The 18,466-nt window shown below is 65.8% G+C and carries 1 protein-coding gene; it reads right to left on the reverse strand.

What is annotated here, in order from left to right; all coding sequences use genetic code 11:
* Window positions 1-3: 3 nt before the first annotated feature.
* Window positions 4-18,420, reverse strand: a complete 18,417-nt coding sequence (locus tag G6N43_RS24655) for a non-ribosomal peptide synthetase (protein ID WP_163658190.1) — start codon at window positions 18,418-18,420, stop codon at window positions 4-6.
* Window positions 18,421-18,466 lie beyond the last annotated feature (46 nt).

Consider the following 18,466-nt stretch of genomic DNA (forward strand, 5'->3'; position numbering starts at 1 on the left):
CGGCTAGAGCAGGCCGAGCTGCTGCAGATCGGTGACGTATTTGACGATGACCGGCGCGCTGATGTGCGGGATGTCGTTGTTCGAACCGTAGCGGCCGATGCCGATCTTGGCTTCCTGCACGGCGGCGCGGAACCGATCGGTGCGGCCGCTGGCTCCTCGGGTCGGCGGCAGCGGCTGCAGGTCGTTGGACTGCTGCAGCAGCATCGCCAGCATCTGCAGCACCGAATGCTGGCGCTGGGTCTCGGGTAGGGTACGTAGGCCCGCTTCGAAGCGCCGCAGCCACTCGCCGAAGTCGGCGATGCGCTCGATGGGATAGCCGGCGTCGATCAGCCAGTCGACATACTCGTCGAGACCGACGCCGTCGTCGTGGGGGTTCATCACGTGATAAGTCTCGAACCCTTCCACCACCTCAGCGCCCAGGGTGGCGATCGCCTCGGCGACGAATTCCACTGGCAGCCCGTCGAAGTGCGCCCGTTGGCGCTGACCGTCGGCGTCGAGTTGATAGAACGACTTGGGCGCGACGCCGGTGGCCACCACGGACAGCACCATCCGCGTCACGGTGTCCGACAGGTTGAGCTGACCCTGATAGGTCGCGTCGGCCATGATCATGGCGGACCGGAACACCGCGACGGGTAGCCCGCACAGGTCGTGCGCCTCACGCAGCAGGACCTCACCGGCCCACTTGCTGTTGCCGTAACCGTGGCCCTCGACGCTACGGGTGGGGCTGATGTCGCGGATGTCGGCGTGCTCGGTGAACGCCGACCGCTCGATCTGGTCGCCCACGTTGGCGGTCGACACATAGTTGTAGGGCTTCAGCTTGGTGGTGAGCGCCAACCGGATCAGTTCGGCGGTGCCGACGACGTTGGGACCGAACAACTCCCGATAGGGCAGCACACCGCTGACCAGCGCGGCCGAATCCACGATCAGGTCAACGGTTTCGGCCAGCCGCTGCCATGTCTGCCCGTCGAGACCTAAATTGGCTTGCGTCTTGTCACCGGCGATGACACATAGGTGATCGGCGGCCAATTCCTGGAAGTGTGCCAGCAGGTGCGGATCGCCGGCGTCGAAGGTCTTCTCCAGTCGGCGGCGCGCATCGTCGTCGTCCTCGCCGCGCACGAGGCAGATCAGGGTGCCGTCGACGAGTTCCAGTTGCTCAAGCCATTCCAGCAACAGGTAGCGCCCGAGGAATCCGGTCGCGCCGGTCAGCAGCACCGTGCGCACTTCGGCGCTCGGGCCGGGCAAGGTGGGGGCAGCGGCCAACGTGGTGTCGTCGAGGAACTTGTCCAAGGTGAGGTCGCGGGCATGCACCTCGGCGGCGTCGCGGCCGTGCACCGATTCGAAGGTGGCTCCAGTGCCGCCCGGTGCTGCCGAAAGACGTTGCGCGAGTTGCGCGATGGTGGGTGCTTCGAAGATGGTGCGCACCGCGGTTTGGGCGTTCAGGGTGGTGTTGATCGCGGCGATCAGGCGCATCGCTGACAGCGAGTCGCCGCCCAGGTCGAAGAAGGAGTCGTCCACACCGACGCGGTCGACACCGAGCACTTCGGCGTAGATGTCGGCCAGGCTCTGCTCCGCGGCCGTCGAGGGCGCTCGATACCGTGCCGAATTCTGGTACTCCGGTGCGGGCAACGCGTTTTTGTCCAACTTGCCGTTGACCGTCAACGGCAACGCCTCGATCGTCACCACCGCGGACGGCACCATGTACGCGGGCAACCGATCCGCCAGAGCCTGTCGTGTCTGAACCGGGTCCGCAGCCCCGGTGATATAGCCGACGAGCCGCTTGTCCCCCGGCTGATCCTCACGCGCGATCACGACCGCCGACTCGACGCCGTCGAGTTCGGTGAGCGCCGCCTGGATCTCGCCCAGCTCGATGCGGTATCCGCGAATCTTGACCTGCTCGTCAGTGCGGCCCAGGTACTGCAATTGCCCATCAGTCCCCCAGCGCACCAAGTCCCCGGTGCGATACATCCGTCTACCGAGCCCGCCGAACGGGCACGCCACAAACCGCGCTGCGGTCAGGCCCGCCCGCCCCACATACCCAGCGGTGACCCCCTCACCGGCGATATACAGCTCACCTATCACGCCCACCGGCACCGGCTGCAACCACGAATCGAGCACGAACAGTGCCGCCCCCGACACCGGTGCACCGATGGGCACCACCCCGGACCCGGGTGAGAGCGGCGCACTGATCGCCACCCCCATCGTGGTCTCGGTGGGCCCATAGGCGTTGAGCATCACCCGATCTGACGCCCACCGCTCCACCACCTCGGTCGGACACGCCTCGCCAGCGACCACCAACGTCGTGACCTGCAGGCCCTCAGGTGACAGCATCGCCGCCGCCGACGGCGTCTGGGTCAACACCTCGACGCGCTCACCCACCAACACCTCATGCACATCGCTCGGCGAGGCGGTCACCGAGTCCGGTACCACCACCAACCGCCCGCCGCTGAGCAGCGCACCGCAGATCTCCCACACCGAGAGATCAAAGGCATACGAATGCAGTTGTGACCACGCCCGCCCAGGCCCCGCCGACACCCCGGCGAACACCGACGACAACAACTGCGTCACATTGTGATGAGAGACCGCCACCGCCTTGGGCACCCCCGTCGTGCCCGACGTGTAGATCAGGTACGCGATGTCATCGGGCGTCGGCGGCCGTACCACCGCTGCCGGAGTGGCCGGTTCCGGGTCTGACACATCAATGATGACGCCTTCGAAACCGTCCAGCCGCGAGGCCAATTCAGCGGTGGTGAGCACAGCAACGGGCTTCGCATCAGCCAGCAGGAAATCCAACCGCGACTGCGGTACCAACACATCGATCGGCAGGTAGGCCGCGCCGGACTTGAGTGCCGCGAACATCGCGACAATCGCCTCTCCCGAGCGCGGCATCAACAGCGCCACACACGTCCCTGGGCGAGCTCCGTGTGCAGCGAGCGAGTGTGCCAACCGATCCGAGGCCGCATCCAACTCGCCATACGTCCACGACCGCGCCCCGCAGGACAGCGCCACCTCTCCCGACCGCGCCGCAACCTGCACCCCGAACAGGTCCGGCACCGACACCTTCGCAGACGCCGGCTTCGTCAACACCGCCCGATTACCCCAGCCCGACAACACTTCACACTCAGCGCCGCCGACCACAGCCAACGACGACAGCCGGGCTGATGGGTTCGCGATCATTGCCGTGAGTAGGTGTTGCCATCGGTGGATGAGGGTGTGGATGGTTTCGGTGTCGTAGATGTCGGTGCGGAATTCGACCGTGCCGCCGATACCGGCCGGGGCGCCGTCGTCGGTGAACCGTTCAGCCAACGAGAACGACAAGTCCATACGCGCGGTACGGGTGCTCACCGGCAAGGCTTCAGCCGCCACGTCACCCAACCCCAACCCGCTCTCCACAGCCGCACCCACCGGCAGGTTCTGCCAGGCCAATATCACCTGCACCAACGGATGATGAGCCAAACTGCGCGTCGGGTTCAGCCGCTCCACCAACACCTCAAACGGCACATCCTGATGCTCATAAGCGCCCAGACTGGCCGCACGCACCCGCGCCAACACCTGCGCCACACTGGGATTGCCGGCCAAATCCACCCGCAACACCAACGTGTTGACCAACAACCCCACCACATCATCGAGACCGGCATCGGTGCGCCCGGCGATCGGGAACCCCACGGCCACATCACTAGTGGCCGCCAGCTTGGACAACAACACCGCCAACGCGGCCTGCACCACCATGAAACTGGTCACGCCCTGCGCACGCGCCACCGCAGCCACCGCGGCCTGCAACTGCGCCGGCCACTCGATATCCACCGCCGCACCCCGGTGATCGGCCACCACCGGATAGGGCCGATCCGTGGGCAGCTGCACCCGCTCAGGCATGCCCGCCAACGCCTGTTCCCAGTACGCCAACTGACGCGCGATCGCCGAATCCTCATCGTCGAGATCACCCAAATTGGCGCGCTGCCACAACGTGTAATCCACATACTGCACCGGCAACGGCGCCCACCCCGGCGCCCGACCCGCCCGCCGAGCCGCATACGCCGCACTCAAATCCCGAGTCAACGTCGCAATCGACCACCCATCAGCAGCAATGTGATGCACCACCGCCACCAACACATGCACATCAACGCCAACCCGAAACACCAACGCCCGCAACGGAACCTCAGCCGACAAATCAAAAGCGTGGTCCTCGATCTGCTCGATGGCGTCGTCCAGCTGCGCCGTCGACCAGTCCGTCGCGTCAATGACCTGCCAACCCAACTCGACCTGCTCGATGTCCAGCACGATTTGGCGCGGGACTCCGTCGGGTGCGGTGATGAGTGTGCGCAGACTCTCATGACGACCCACCACATCGGCAAACGCAGCACCGAGCGCGTCGACATCAAGCGGTCCGACCAACCGCACCGCAACCTGCATGTTGTAAATCGATGACGGACCTTGTAATTGGTCGACGAACCACAACCGGCTCTGCGCAAACGACAACGGCACCACCGCAGGCCGCTCCACCGGCCCCAACGGCGCCGAACGCCCTTCGGCCGCGCCGATGCGCGGCGCCAACTCGGCCACCGTGGGTGCCTCGAAGAGCGCGCGTACGCCGATGCCGACTCCCAAGCGGGTGTTGATCGCGGCGATCAGGCGCATCGCCGACAGCGAGTCACCACCCAAGTCGAAGAACGAATCATCCACCCCGACGCGGTCAGCCCCGAGCACCTCGGCGTAGATGCCGGCGAGAATCTCTTCTGCCGGGGTAGACGGTGCCCGATACCGCTCGACACCCTGCGTTTCCGGTGCGGGCAGGGCATCGATATCGAGCTTGTGGTTGACCGTCAACGGCATTGCGTCGAGCACGACGATCGCGGTCGGCACCATGTAGGACGGCAACCGATCCGCCAACGCGCTTCGGATCTCGGCGGGGTCCGCGGTTCCGGTGACATATCCCACCAGCCGTTTGTCGCCGGGGCGGTCCTCACGCGTGATCACGACCGCTTGCTCGACCCCGTCGAGTTCGATGAGTGCCGACCGGATCTCGCCCAGCTCGATGCGATACCCACGGATCTTGACCTGCTCATCGGCGCGACCCAGGTACTCCAACTGCCCATCGGCCCGCCAGCGCACCAAATCCCCACTGCGATACATCCGCACACCCGCGCACCCGAACGGACACGCCACAAACCGCGACGCCGTCAACCCCGACCGACCCAGATACCCCACACCCACGCCATGGCCCGCGATGTACAACTCACCCACCACCCCCGCGGGGACCGGACGCAACCAGGTGTCCAACACGAACAACGCCGCCCCCGCCACCGGCGCACCGATCGGCACCGCACCGGCTCCCGGAGACAGGGGTGCACTGACCGTCACGCACATCGTGGTCTCGGTCGGACCGTAGGCGTTGAGCATCAACCGATCCGGCGCCCACCGATCCACCACCTCGACCGGGCATTGCTCACCGCCCAGCACCAGCGCGGTGTTCTCCAACCCCTGCGGCGACAGCACGTCTACCGCCGATGGGGTCTGGCACAGCACACTCACCTTTTCGGCACGCAGCAGTGCGTGGAAGTCCTGCGGGGAGAAGGCCACTGACTCCGGGATGACCACCAGCCGACCACCACCCAGCAGCGCACCCACGATCTCCTGGATCGACGCGTCGAATGCCAACGAATGCCACTGCGACCAGACCTTTTTCGGACCCACGGACAGGCCGGCATCCAGTGTCGTCGCCAGTTGGGCGACGTTGTGGTGGGTGATCGCGACGCCTTTGGGGACTCCGGTGGTGCCCGATGTGTAGATCACGTACGCGATGTCGTCCGGGGCTGGAGCCTGCAGGACGGTTCCCGGCCGCGTCTCGGCACTGCCGTCTTCGATATTGCCGTCTTCGATACTGCCGTCTTCAATACTCAGGACCGGCCGATCGAACCCATCCAGCCGCCACCGCTGTTCCGAAGTGGCGAGCACCGCGATTGGCGCGGCGTCACCGAGCATGAACGAGATCCGCGTATCGGGCAGCCCCGTATCGATCGGCAGATAGGCCGCCCCGGACTTCAGCACCGCCAAAAACCCGACGATCGCCTCCACCGACCTCGACGCCAGCAGTCCCACGCACACGCCCGGTCGCGCCCCGTGGTCGGCCAGCAAGTGCGCCAACCGATCCGAGACCTCATCCAACTGGCGGTAGGTCAGTGACCGATTTCCATCAGTGACCGCCAGAGCGCGTTCCCGCGCAGAAACCTGCGCCGCGAACAGTTCCGGCACCGTGGATGTCGCAGCCACCGGTGCAGTCAACGCCGCGCGGTTCCCCCACTCGGACAACTGCGTGTGCTCAGCCGCGTCGAGCACATCGATCGCCGACACCCGCGCTGACGGATCGGCCGTCATGACGCCGAGCAGCCGTTCGAAACGTTTGATCAGCACCTCGATCTGGGCCCGGTCGAACACGCCGGAATCGAATTCGATGCGAACGCCCAACTCCGGGCCCGGGGAAACCGCCACCGAAAGTGGATAATGCGTCGATTCGTGGGCGACGACGTCCGTGACCGCCAACCCGCTGGCGCTGATCAACGCGCCCGTGTCGACCGGATAGTTCTCGAACACGAAGAGGGTGTCGAACAGTTGGTCGTGTCCGGCGGCCTGGTGGATGTCGCGCAGGCCGAGGTGCTCGTGTTCGACGATGTCATTGCGGTTGTGCTGCAACTGATCGATCAAGTCTGCGATGGTGGCGTCGACGGCCGCGCGCGCCCGCACGGGCACGGTATTGATCAACAGGCCGACCGCGGAGTCCGATCCGATCACTTCGGCCGGTCGGCCCGAAACCACGGTGCCGAACGCGACGTCACGCTGGCCGGTCATCCGCATCAACAGCTGCGCCCATGCGGCCTGCAGCACGGTGGTGACGGTGGTGTGTTGTGCGCGGGCGAGGTCGCCGAGCGCCTGTGTGGTCTCCTTCGACAGCAGATGGGATTCGGTGTCACGCGGCCCCGTCTGAGCGTGGGAAGCAACGAGCGTCGGGGTTTCAAAACCGTCGAATACCCTGCGCCAGGCGGCCTTTGCGGCATCATGATTCCGACCGGCCTGCCAGCAGACGATGGTGCGATAGGGCGTCACAGCGGGCAGCTGCTGCCCGAGCAGAGCGGCGAAGATCTCCCGCAGGAGAATCGGCAGCGACCAGCCGTCCATCACGATGTGGTGGACGGTCAGCACGAACCGGTGCTGATCATCGGCGGTGCGGATCAGGGCGGCCCGCATGGTGGGCCGCTCGGCGAGGTCGCACACTGCGCGGCGCTCGGCGGCGCACAGCTGCTCGATCTCCTGATCGGGGTTCTGGTCGTCCCACGAGAGGTCGAGGTACCACCACGCCATGACGGGCTCGGCAGGGATGATCTGCACGGGCTCGCCGAACCGTTCGCAGAAGCGGGCGGCAAGGTTGGGGTGCCGGGTCAAAACGGTCTGCACCGCTTCACGGAGCCGATCAGGATCCAGCTCACCGGTCACGGAGATGCCGAGCTGAACCGCGTAGAGGTCGTCGTGGGCACCTTCCGCAAGGCTCGAGTGGAAAAGCAGGCCCTGCTGCAGCGGCGTCAGTGGCAGCACGTCAGCGATCCGGTATTGCTGCTGCAGCTCATCGATCTGCTGTTGGCTCAGCCGGGCAGGCGCGATATCCGACGGAGTCAACCCTCCGCCGCCGCGTTGGACATGCCCGCAGATCCCGGTCAGCGCCTCGAGCCACAGCTGGCTCAGTCGGCTGACCTGGTCGTGGTCGATGCTCGACGTCGCCCACGTCCACGTGGCATGCAGCTGCGGGCCGGCATCAATTTCCGTCGCGACGGCGTTGACTTCCACGGTGTGCGCCAACGGTATTGGCACCGCAGAGGCCGCCTCGGCCGTCGCCACACTTTCCTCGTTGATCCGCCACAGATCGTCGGTGAGTCCCGATGTGGCAGCGCCGAGCCGGCCCAGGTAATTGAATCCGATCGCCGGATCACTTCCGCCGAGATCAACGTCGGGGTTCAGGTAGCGCAGCAGACCGTAGGTGATGCCGTCGGGCAGGGCGCGAAGCTGCTCCTTGGCGCCCTTGATCACCGGCCCGAGGGCGGCGTCACCCGCAGCCACCTGTTCCCAGGTCAGTTCGCCGACGGTCAAGGCGACCGGATACTTGGTGGTGAACCACCCGACGGTGCGGGACAAGTCGACGGCGCGATCCAGTTCTTCCTGCCTGCCGTGGCCCTCGACATCGATAGCGATGGGCGCCGCGCCGCTGCCGAGGAATTCACTGCAGGCCAACGCGAATGCGATCAGCAGCACATCTTGAACCCCGGTATGGAACGCGGCGGGCACCTCGCCGAGCAGTCGACGGGTCGTCTCGACATCCAGCGAGGCGGACAACGACCCGGCCGTGGCGTAGGTGTCCAGCTCAGGTTGCACCGGCGGCAATACGGCCGGGGTTGCCACAACCCGCCTCCACATGTCGGCGCACTCCGTCACGGCTGCGTCCCGCGCGTGCTCGGCGAGCAGTGACGACCACGAGGCAAACGATGTTCCTGTCGCAGGTAGGTCGACCGGTTGGCCGTTATGGTGTTGTGCCCACGCAATATTCAAGTCTTCCAGCAGAATTCGCCACGACACCCCATCGACGGCGAGATGGTGGATGATCAACGCCAATTGACCGGTATCGGGCACCCACACGGCGCTGAGCATCCGTCCCTCTGCCGGGTTCAACTGCGTCCGCGCTGCCACCACCACCTCATCCGACAACACCTCCGCGGTATGGAGCAGCTCTCGTGCCTGCACCGACCCCGGCTCGCCTGTCGCCCAGTCGGATCCGGCACGTAGCCGCAGCATCGCGTGGCGATCGAGCAGGGCCTGCAACAGCACGACCACGTCGTGCTCGGTCACCCCGGCCGGGGCCTGCACCACCAACGTCTGGTTGAACTGGTCGACGGCGCCCTCGAGGCTGTCCAGCCAGCGCATGATCGGGGTGGCCACCACCGGCCCGATGCCCTCGTCGACCATCGCTTGGCCGTCGAAAACCTCGGCCACCATGGCCAACCGGGCCACCGTCTGTTCGACGAAAATGTCGCGCGGTCGGAACATCACTCCGGCTGCGCGGGCGCGTACCACCACCTGCATCGACAGAATGCTGTCACCACCCAGTTCGAAGAACGAGTCATCGACGCCGACACGGTCGACCCCCAGCACCTCGGCATAGATGGCGGCGATGATTTCCTCAACCGCACTCTGCGGTGCGCGGTACCGCTCGCCGTTGTCGTAATTCGGTGCCGGCAGTGCGTGCTTGTCGAGTTTGCTGTTGACCGTCAGCGGCAACGTATCGAGCACGACGATCGCGGCAGGCACCATGTAAGGGGGCAGCCGATCGGCCAGCGCACCACGCACTGCGGCGGGATCGACTGCCCCGGCGTGGGTTTCGGTGACGTAGCCTACTAGCCGTTTGTCGCCGGGGCGGTCCTCACGCGTGATCACGACCGCTTGCTCGACCCCGTCGAGTTCGGCGAGTGCCGACCGGATCTCGCCCAGCTCGATGCGATACCCACGGATCTTGACCTGCTCATCGGCGCGACCCAGATACTCCAACTGCCCATCGGCACGCCAGCGCACCAAATCCCCACTGCGATACATCCGCACACCCGCAGGCCCGAACGGACACGCCACAAACCGCGACGCCGTCAACCCCGACCGACCCACGTACCCGACACCCACGCCATGGCCCGCGATGTACAACTCACCCACCACCCCCATGGGGACCGGACGCAACCAGGCGTCCAACACGAACAACGCCGCCCCCGCCACCGGCGCACCGATCGGCACCGCACCGGCTCCCGGAGACAAGGGTGCACTGATCGCCACTCCCATCGTGGTCTCGGTCGGACCGTAGGCGTTGAGCATCAACCGATCCGGTGCCCACCGATCCACCAAGTCGGCAGGACAGACCTCACCGCCGACCACCAGCGCCGTGTTCTCAAGACCCTGCGGCGACAACATCGCCGCCGCCGACGGGGTCTGGGTAAACACGTTGACCCGCTCGCGAACCAGCACGTCGTGGCAATCGTGCGGTGACCCGGCGGCTGCCTGCGGTATCACCACCAGGCGCCCGCCTCCTAGGAGTGCACCCAGGATCTCCTGGACGGATATATCGAAGCTGTACGAATGCCACTGCGACCAGACCTGACCAGGCGACGTCGACAGAGTGGCGTGCAGCGACTCCAAAAGCTGGATCACGTTATGGTGCGTTACCGCAACACCTTTCGGTGTGCCCGTCGTCCCAGAGGTGTACATCAGGTACGCGATGTCATCAGGCGCTGGTGCGGGCAATCTGCCGGGCGGCTGCGCATCCAGGCGGGGATCGTCCACAGCGATGACGGCCCCGTCGAAGCCGTCCAGCCGCGAACGTAGTTCCGCGGTGGTGAGCACCGCGATCGGCCCGGCATCGCCGAGCATGAACTTGATTCGCGCATCGGGATGTACGGGGTCGATCGGCAGGTAGGCCGCCCCCGTCTTGAGCACCGCGATCATGCCGACGATCGCGTCGTCAGAGCGGGGAAGCACGATCGCCACGGATTCTCCTGGGCGGGCTCCGAAGTCGGCCAGCAGGTGCGCCAGTCGATTCGCGGTCTCATCGAGCTCGCGATAACTCCATGACCGGTCCTCGAACGTCAATGCTACCGCCGCCGGATCGCGGTCCACCTGCGCGGCAAAGACTTCCGGGATGGACTTGGCGGTGGTGACCGTCTGGCTCAACACGGCCCGGTTGGCCCATTCGTCGAGCCGTTGCTGCTCGTCCGCATCGAGGAGATCAACCGATGACAGCCGCTGGCTGGGGTCACCGAGCATGGGCACCAACATCCGCTGCCAACGTTGGATCAGCGCCTCGATGCTGGTGGAGTCGAACACGTCGGTGCGGAATTCGACTGTTCCGCCGATTCCTGCGGGCTCGCCGTCGTCGGTGAAACGCTCCGCCAGCGAGAACGACAAATCCATACGGGCGGTGTGGGTGTCGATCGGCAACTGGGTGACCTGCAGGTCGCCCAGGGTCAATCCGGCTCCCGGCTCACTGCTCTGCCCGGGCAGGTTCTGCCACGCCAGCATCACCTGCACCACCGGATGATGGGTCAGGCTACGCGCGGGGTTGAGCTTCTCGACGAGCAGCTCGAAGGGCACGTCCTGGTGCTCGTATGCGGCCAGGCTGCGCCGACGCACCTGCCCCAACACGTCGGCAAAGCTGGGATCCCCGCTCAGATCGACCCGCAACACCAACGTGTTGACGAAGAAGCCCACCACTTCATCGAGCGCAGGATCGCCCCGGCCGGCGATCGGGAATCCCACCGCCACATCGTTATTGGCGCTCAGTTTGGACAGCAGCATCGCCAGGGCGGCCTGGACGACCATGAAACTGGTGGCATTGTGCGCGCGGGCCACCTCACCGATCCGGAGCTGCACCTGCTGAGACCAATCGATCGACACGACTGCGCCACGATGATCGGCCACCATCGGGTAGGGCCGATCGGTCGGCAGCTGCAACCGCTCAGGCATTCCCGCCAGCTCCTCCAGCCAGTAGGCCAGCTGCGCGGCGATGGGACTGGTGCAGTCCTCGAGATCGCCGAACTGTGCGCGCTGCCACAGCGTGTAATCGACATACTGCACGGGGAGCGGCGTCCATCCCGGGGCCTGGCCCTGGCACCGACTGGCGTACGCCTGCCCGAGATCGCGAATCAGTGGGCTGATCGACCAGCCGTCAGCGGCGATGTGGTGCACCACGGCCACCAGAACGTGCTCGTGCTCAGCGCGGCGGAAAAGCGTCGCCCGCAACGGAAGCTCCGTCGCCAAGTCAAAACCCTGCATTGCGGTGGCGTCGACGGCATGCTCGAGTTCGCTCATCGACCACTCGGATGCGTCTACAACCCGCCACCCGAAGTCGGCGTTTTCGGGGTCGATGACCACCTGTTGGGGGACGCCCTCAGCGGCAACGAACAACGTGCGCAGGCTTTCATGGCGACTCACCACGTCGGCGAGCGCAGCACCCATCACCTCGGCGTCCAGTCGGCCGTTCAACCGTAACGCCACTGCCATGTTGTAAACCGGTGAGCGACCCTGCAATTGGTCGATGAACCACAACCGACTCTGCGCAAACGACAACGGCACCACCGCGGGGCGCTGCATCGGCAGCAACGGCTCTAACCGCGAGCCGCCCGCGCCGACGCGCGGCGCCAACTGAGCCACGGTGGGCGCTTCGAACAGCGTGCGCACCGGAAGTCGGGCATCGAGGGCGATGTTCACCGATGCCATCACCCGCATCGCGGACAAGGAGTCACCGCCGAGATCGAAGAACGAGTCGTCCACGCCGACGCGGTCGACCCCCAGCACCTCGGCGTAGATGCCGGCGATGATCTCCTCCGCCGGAGTCGACGGGGGTCGGTAAACCCCGTGGTATTCCGGCAAAGGGAGCGCGCGTTTGTCCAACTTGCCGTTGACCGTCAGCGGCAGTGCGTCGAGCAAGACGACGGCGGCGGGCACCATATAGGACGGCAACCGATCCGCCAACGCGCGTCGTATCTGGGTGGGATCCGCTGTCCCGGTGATGTAGCCGACGAGACGCTTGTCGCCGGGCCGATCTTCACGAGCGATGACGGCGGCCTGCTCGACGCCGTCGAGTTCGGTCAGTGCCGCCTGGATCTCGCCCAGCTCGATGCGGTATCCGCGAATCTTGACCTGCTCGTCGGCGCGACCCAAGTAGTCCAGCTGCCCATCGGGGCGCCAGCGGACCAGGTCCCCACTGCGATACATCCGCATCCCCGCCGACCCGAACGGGCAGGGCACAAACCGCGCGGCCGTCAGTCCAGGCCTGCCGAGGTACCCCACACCCACACCCAGCCCGGCGATGTACAACTCGCCTACCACCCCTACGGGCACCGGCTGTAACAATGGGTCCAGCACGAACAGCGCCGCTCCGGACAGCGGTGCGCCAATGGGTACCATCCCCGATCCGGGTGTCAGCGGCGCACTGACCGTCACGCACATCGTGGTCTCGGTGGGCCCATAGGCGTTGACCATCATCCGCCCCGGCGCCCATCGATCCACCACCTCGGTCGGGCACACTTCACCCACCGTCGTCAAGGCCATCGAGTCCAAACCTTCGGGCGACAATCCTCCTACCGCCGAGGGGGTTTGGGTCAGCACGCTGACCTGCTCGCGCATCAACGACTCGTGGAGCTCGTCCGAGGAGACCGTCACCGCGTCGGGGACCACCGCGAGCCGGCTACCGCTGAGCAACGCACCGCAGATCTCCCATACGGAAGCGTCGAACGCCAGGGAATGAGATTGCGACCACACCTCACCTGGCCCTGTCGGCAGATTCGCGTGCATGGACTCCAGAATCTGCGTGACGTTGTGATGGGTCACCGCAACGCCTTTGGGGACCCCGGTGGTGCCGGACGTATAGATCAGATACGCGATGTCATCGGGTGCTGGGGCCTGCACCACCACCGCAGGATCGACCGAATCCGGGTCTGCCACATCGATGAGGGCACCTTCGAAACCGCCCAGCCGCGGCCGCAATTCAGCGGTGGTGAGAACCGCGACCGGCGCGGCATCGCCGAGCATGAACGCGATCCGGGAGTTCGGCAGCGCCGGATCGATCGGCAGATACGCCGCGCCGGACTTGAGCACCGCGAACATCGCCACGATCGCGTCCACCGACCGCGGCATCAACAGTGCCACGCACGTCCCTGGGCGGGCGCCACGGCCAGCGAGCGAGTGTGCCAACCGATTCGAGGCCTCATCGAACTCCCGGTAGGTCAGTGACCGACCTTCACCGGAGAGCGCGACAGCCTCCGGGTCGGCGGCCGCCCGGGCGGTCAACGATGCCGGGATCGACATCGGCGTACTTGTGGGCCGGCTCAGTACCGCGCGGTTGCCGATGCGATCGAGGTGGCCGCGCTCGTCGGTGTCCAGCACATCGATAGAGGACAATCGCTGCGCGGGATCCCCCGCCATCGATGCCAATACGTGTTGCCATCGGTGGATGAGGGTGTGGATGGTTTCGGTGTCGTAGATGTCGGTGCGGAATTCGACCGTGCCGCCGATACCGGCCGGGGCGCCGTCGTCGGTGAACCGTTCAGCCAACGAGAACGACAAGTCCATACGCGCGGTACGGGTGCTCACCGGCAAGGCTTCAGCCGCCACGTCACCCAACCCCAACCCGCTCTCCACAGCCGCACCCACCGGCAGGTTCTGCCAGGCCAATATCACCTGCACCAACGGATGATGAGCCAAACTGCGCGTCGGGTTCAGCCGCTCCACCAACACCTCAAACGGCACATCCTGATGCTCATAAGCGCCCAGACTGGCCGCACGCACCCGCGCCAACACCTGCGCCACACTGGGATTGCCGGCCAAATCCACCCGCAACACCAACGTGTTGACCAACAACCCCACCACATCATCGAGACCAGCATCAGTGCGCCCGGCGATCGGGAACCCCACGGCCACATCACTAGTGGCCGCCAACAACAACACCGCCAACGCGGCCTGCACCACCATGAAACTGGTCACGCCCTGCGCACGCGCCACCGCAGCCACCGCGGCCTGCAACTGCGCCGGCCACTCGATATCCACCGCCGCACCCCGGTGATCGGCCACCACCGGATAGGGCCGATCCGTGGGCAGCTGCACCCGCTCAGGCATGCCCGCCAACGCCTGTTCCCAGTACGCCAACTGACGCGCGATCGCCGAATCCTCATCGTCGAGATCACCCAAATTGGCGCGCTGCCACAACGTGTAATCCACATACTGCACCGGCAACGGCGCCCACCCCGGCGCCCGACCCGCCCGCCGAGCCGCATACGCCGCACTCAAATCCCGAGTCAACGTCGCAATCGACCACCCATCAGCAGCAATGTGATGCACCACCGCCACCAACACATGCACATCAACGCCAACCCGAAACACCAACGCCCGCAACGGAACCTCAACCGACAAATCAAAAGCGTGCGTTGCGGCCGCCTCGACAGTGCGCTCGAGTTCACTCATCGGCCACTCGGTGGCATCGACGACCCGCCACCCGAAGTCTGCGCGTTCGGGTTCGACGACCACCTGTTGGGGGATTCCGTCGGGCGCGGTGATGAGTGTGCGCAGACTCTCGTGGCGGCCCACCACATCGGCGAACGCAGCACCGAGCGCGTCGACATCAAGCGGTCCGACCAACCGCGCCGCCAGCGGCATGTTGTAGACCGGCGATCGACCCTGCAGCTGGTCGATGAACCACAAGCGGCTCTGCGCAAACGACAACGGCACCACCGCAGGCCGCTCCACCGGCCCCAACGGCGCCAGACGCACTGCGCTGGTGTGGATGTGCGGCGTGAGTTGGGTGATGGTCGGTGCTTCGAAGATGGTGCGTACGGCCAGTTGGGCGCCAAGGGTGGTGTTGATCGCGGCGATCAGGCGCATCGCCGACAGCGAGTCACCACCCAAGTCGAAGAACGAATCATCCACCCCGACGCGGTCAGCCCCGAGCACCTCGGCGTAGATGCCGACCAGGATCTGTTCGGTGGTCGTCGACGGCGCTCGATACCGCGTACAACTGCGGTAGTCGGGTGCAGGCAGCGCGCGGACGTCGAGTTTATGGTTGAGCGTCAACGGCAAGAACTCGAGCTTGACGATGGCTGCGGGCACCATGTAGCCGGGCAAGCGCTGTGCCAACGCCGCCCGGATCCCCGCGATATCTGCTGCCCCGCTGTGGGTTTCGGTGACATAGCCAACCAGCCGCTTGTCCCCGGGCTGATCTTCGCGCGCGATCGCCACCGCCGAATCCACGCCCTCGCACGCGGCTAGGGCCGCCTGCACCTCACCCAGCTCGATGCGATACCCACGGATCTTGACCTGCTCATCGGCACGACCCAGATACTCCAACTGCCCATCGGCCCGCCAGCGCACCAAATCCCCACTGCGATACATCCGCACACCCGCGCACCCGAACGGACACGCCACAAACCGCGACGCCGTCAACCCCGACCGACCCAGATACCCCACACCCACGCCATGGCCCGCGATGTACAACTCACCCACCACCCCCGCGGGGACCGGCAACAGCCACGGGTCCAACACAAACAGCGCCGCGCCCGACACCGGCGACCCAATCGGCACCACCGTCGACTCCGGGGTCAGCGGCGCACTGATCGCCACCCCCATCGTGGTCTCGGTCGGACCGTAAGCGTTGACCATCACCCGCCCCGGCGCCCACCGATCCACCACCTCAGCCGCACACGACTCCCCAGCGACCACCAAAGTCGTCCCCGCCAGACCCTGCGGCGACAGCATCGCGAGCGCCGACGGCGTCGACGTCAACACCTGCACCCGCTCGGCGCACAACAACGCCTGTAGATCCGGCGGGGATGCGGCCACCGACTCCGTAACCACCACGAGCCGGCCACCACTCAACAACGCCCCGAAGATCTCCCATACCGACAGATCGAACGCCAACGAATGCAGCTGCGACCACACGCACCCCGGCCCTGCACCCACCCCGGCATGCAACGACTCCAACAGCTGCGTCACGTTGTGATGGCTGACTGCCACACCTTTAGGCACCCCCGTGGTGCCCGACGTGTACACGACGTAGGCAATGTCCTGGACGCATGGCGGCCGGACCTCCGCCCCCGGATCGACCGATCCCGGGTCGGCCACATCGATCACCGCTCCGCCGAAATCCCCTAACCGCGAACGCAATTCGGCAGTGGTCAGCACAATCGCCGGTGCGGCATCGGCAAGCAGGAACTGCACCCGCGCATTCGGCAGACCCGGATCGATCGGCACATACGCCGCCCCGGACTTGAGCACCGCCAACAGCGCCACCACCGCGTCCACCGAGCGCGGCACCAGCACCCCGACGCACGCCCCAGGCCCGGCACCATGACCGGCCAACACCGCGGCCAACCGGTCCGAAACCGCGTCCAATTCACGATAGGTCAGCGACCGATCCCCGCCCGTGAGCGCCACCGCCTCAGGCCGCGCCCGCACCTGCACCGCGAACAACTCCGGCACCGAAACCCACCCCGGTCCCGGCCCCCACAACACCGGCCGATTCCCCCACTCCGACAACTGCTCACACTCGGCCCGACCAACCACACCCAACGACGACAACGGCTTCGTCGGATCGGCCACCATCGACACCAACAACTGGCTCAACCGGTCCGCCAGATCGTCGACCTCGAAATTCGCAAAGGGCTGCCCGGCGCCCACTGTGGTGAAGAAGAGTTCGTCGCTGGATCCGAGGAAGAAGAACCCAAAGTGATCCAGCGGACCGAAATTCGTGTACGTCGCGTGTGCCCGAGCGCTGCCGAGGTCGAGGGTGAGCCGACCCGGGATGAAGTTCACCGCGACCCGGTTCGCCGCCTGTCCGGGGCTACGGAGGCCGCGTTCGCTCTCGAGCACGTGCACCGGAAAGCGTTGATGCTGCAGCAGTTCCCGTATGCGCGCGTCAACATGGCGGCAGAATTCGCCGACTGTCGCGTCTGGCGGGGTCTGCAGCACCAGGGGCACCACTCCGGAGAAAAGGCCGGGAAGCGTCTTGGCCCCGGGGTGCACGCGCCTGCTCACCGGGAAATCGAGCGCTACCTCCGAACCGTGCCCGGACCACGCTCGCACCAACAGCGCGCATGCCGCGGTGATCACCGAGTGACGACGGATGCGCAGTTTCTTGGTGAGTTCCTTGACCTGGCCGACGACGGCTGGACTCATCTGAACCGATGCCGAAGGCAGGAATTCGTCATATCCGTGCGCGGACACGGACGGCAGCTGGTTCCGTCCTCCCTCCGGGGGAAGGTTGGCGCTCCAGTAGGCCAGATCGTCAAGATAGTCGGCGGAGTCCGTGTACTCCGACTCGTAGGTGACCAGATCCTGCAACGAGCCGAAATAGGCAGGCGGGACCGGCTCTCCAGCAACAAGCGCGGAATAGATCGTGGCGATTCGGCGGCAGACCAACGCCATGCCTGTTCCGTCCACGGCCATGTGGTGACACAGCCCGTACATGTAGTACTGATCGGGTCCGGTTCGGAACAACGCGAACTTGACCAGCGGACCCGTCAACGGCATGGGCGTGCGTTGCAGCGATGACGTGATCTGGCGGACTTCCTCCACCGGATCGGCCGAGCCAGTCACATCTCGATAAGCGACCTCAACGTCCGAGTAATCGATGGCCTGTTGGAATACCTCTCCGTCCACCTCGAAGAAGGCGGCCCTGGCCGGTTCGGCCTCGTGCAGCGCCTGACGGATCGCGCACTTGAGGAGGGAACGGTCGATCGCCCCCTCGATTCGCACCAACAGGCCGAGCTGCCAGGCCGCGCCGACCAGACCACGTTCCTGCGACAACCAGATGCCGAGCTGCCCACGCGTCAGCGGCAGCCCACGGTCACCGAGATCCATCCAACTCACCATGTCCGGCCGTTGCCAGGCGTCGTCGAGGCCGACG

This window comes from Mycolicibacterium moriokaense, from assembly GCF_010726085.1.
Taxonomy (GTDB): Bacteria; Actinomycetota; Actinomycetes; order Mycobacteriales; family Mycobacteriaceae; genus Mycobacterium; species Mycobacterium moriokaense.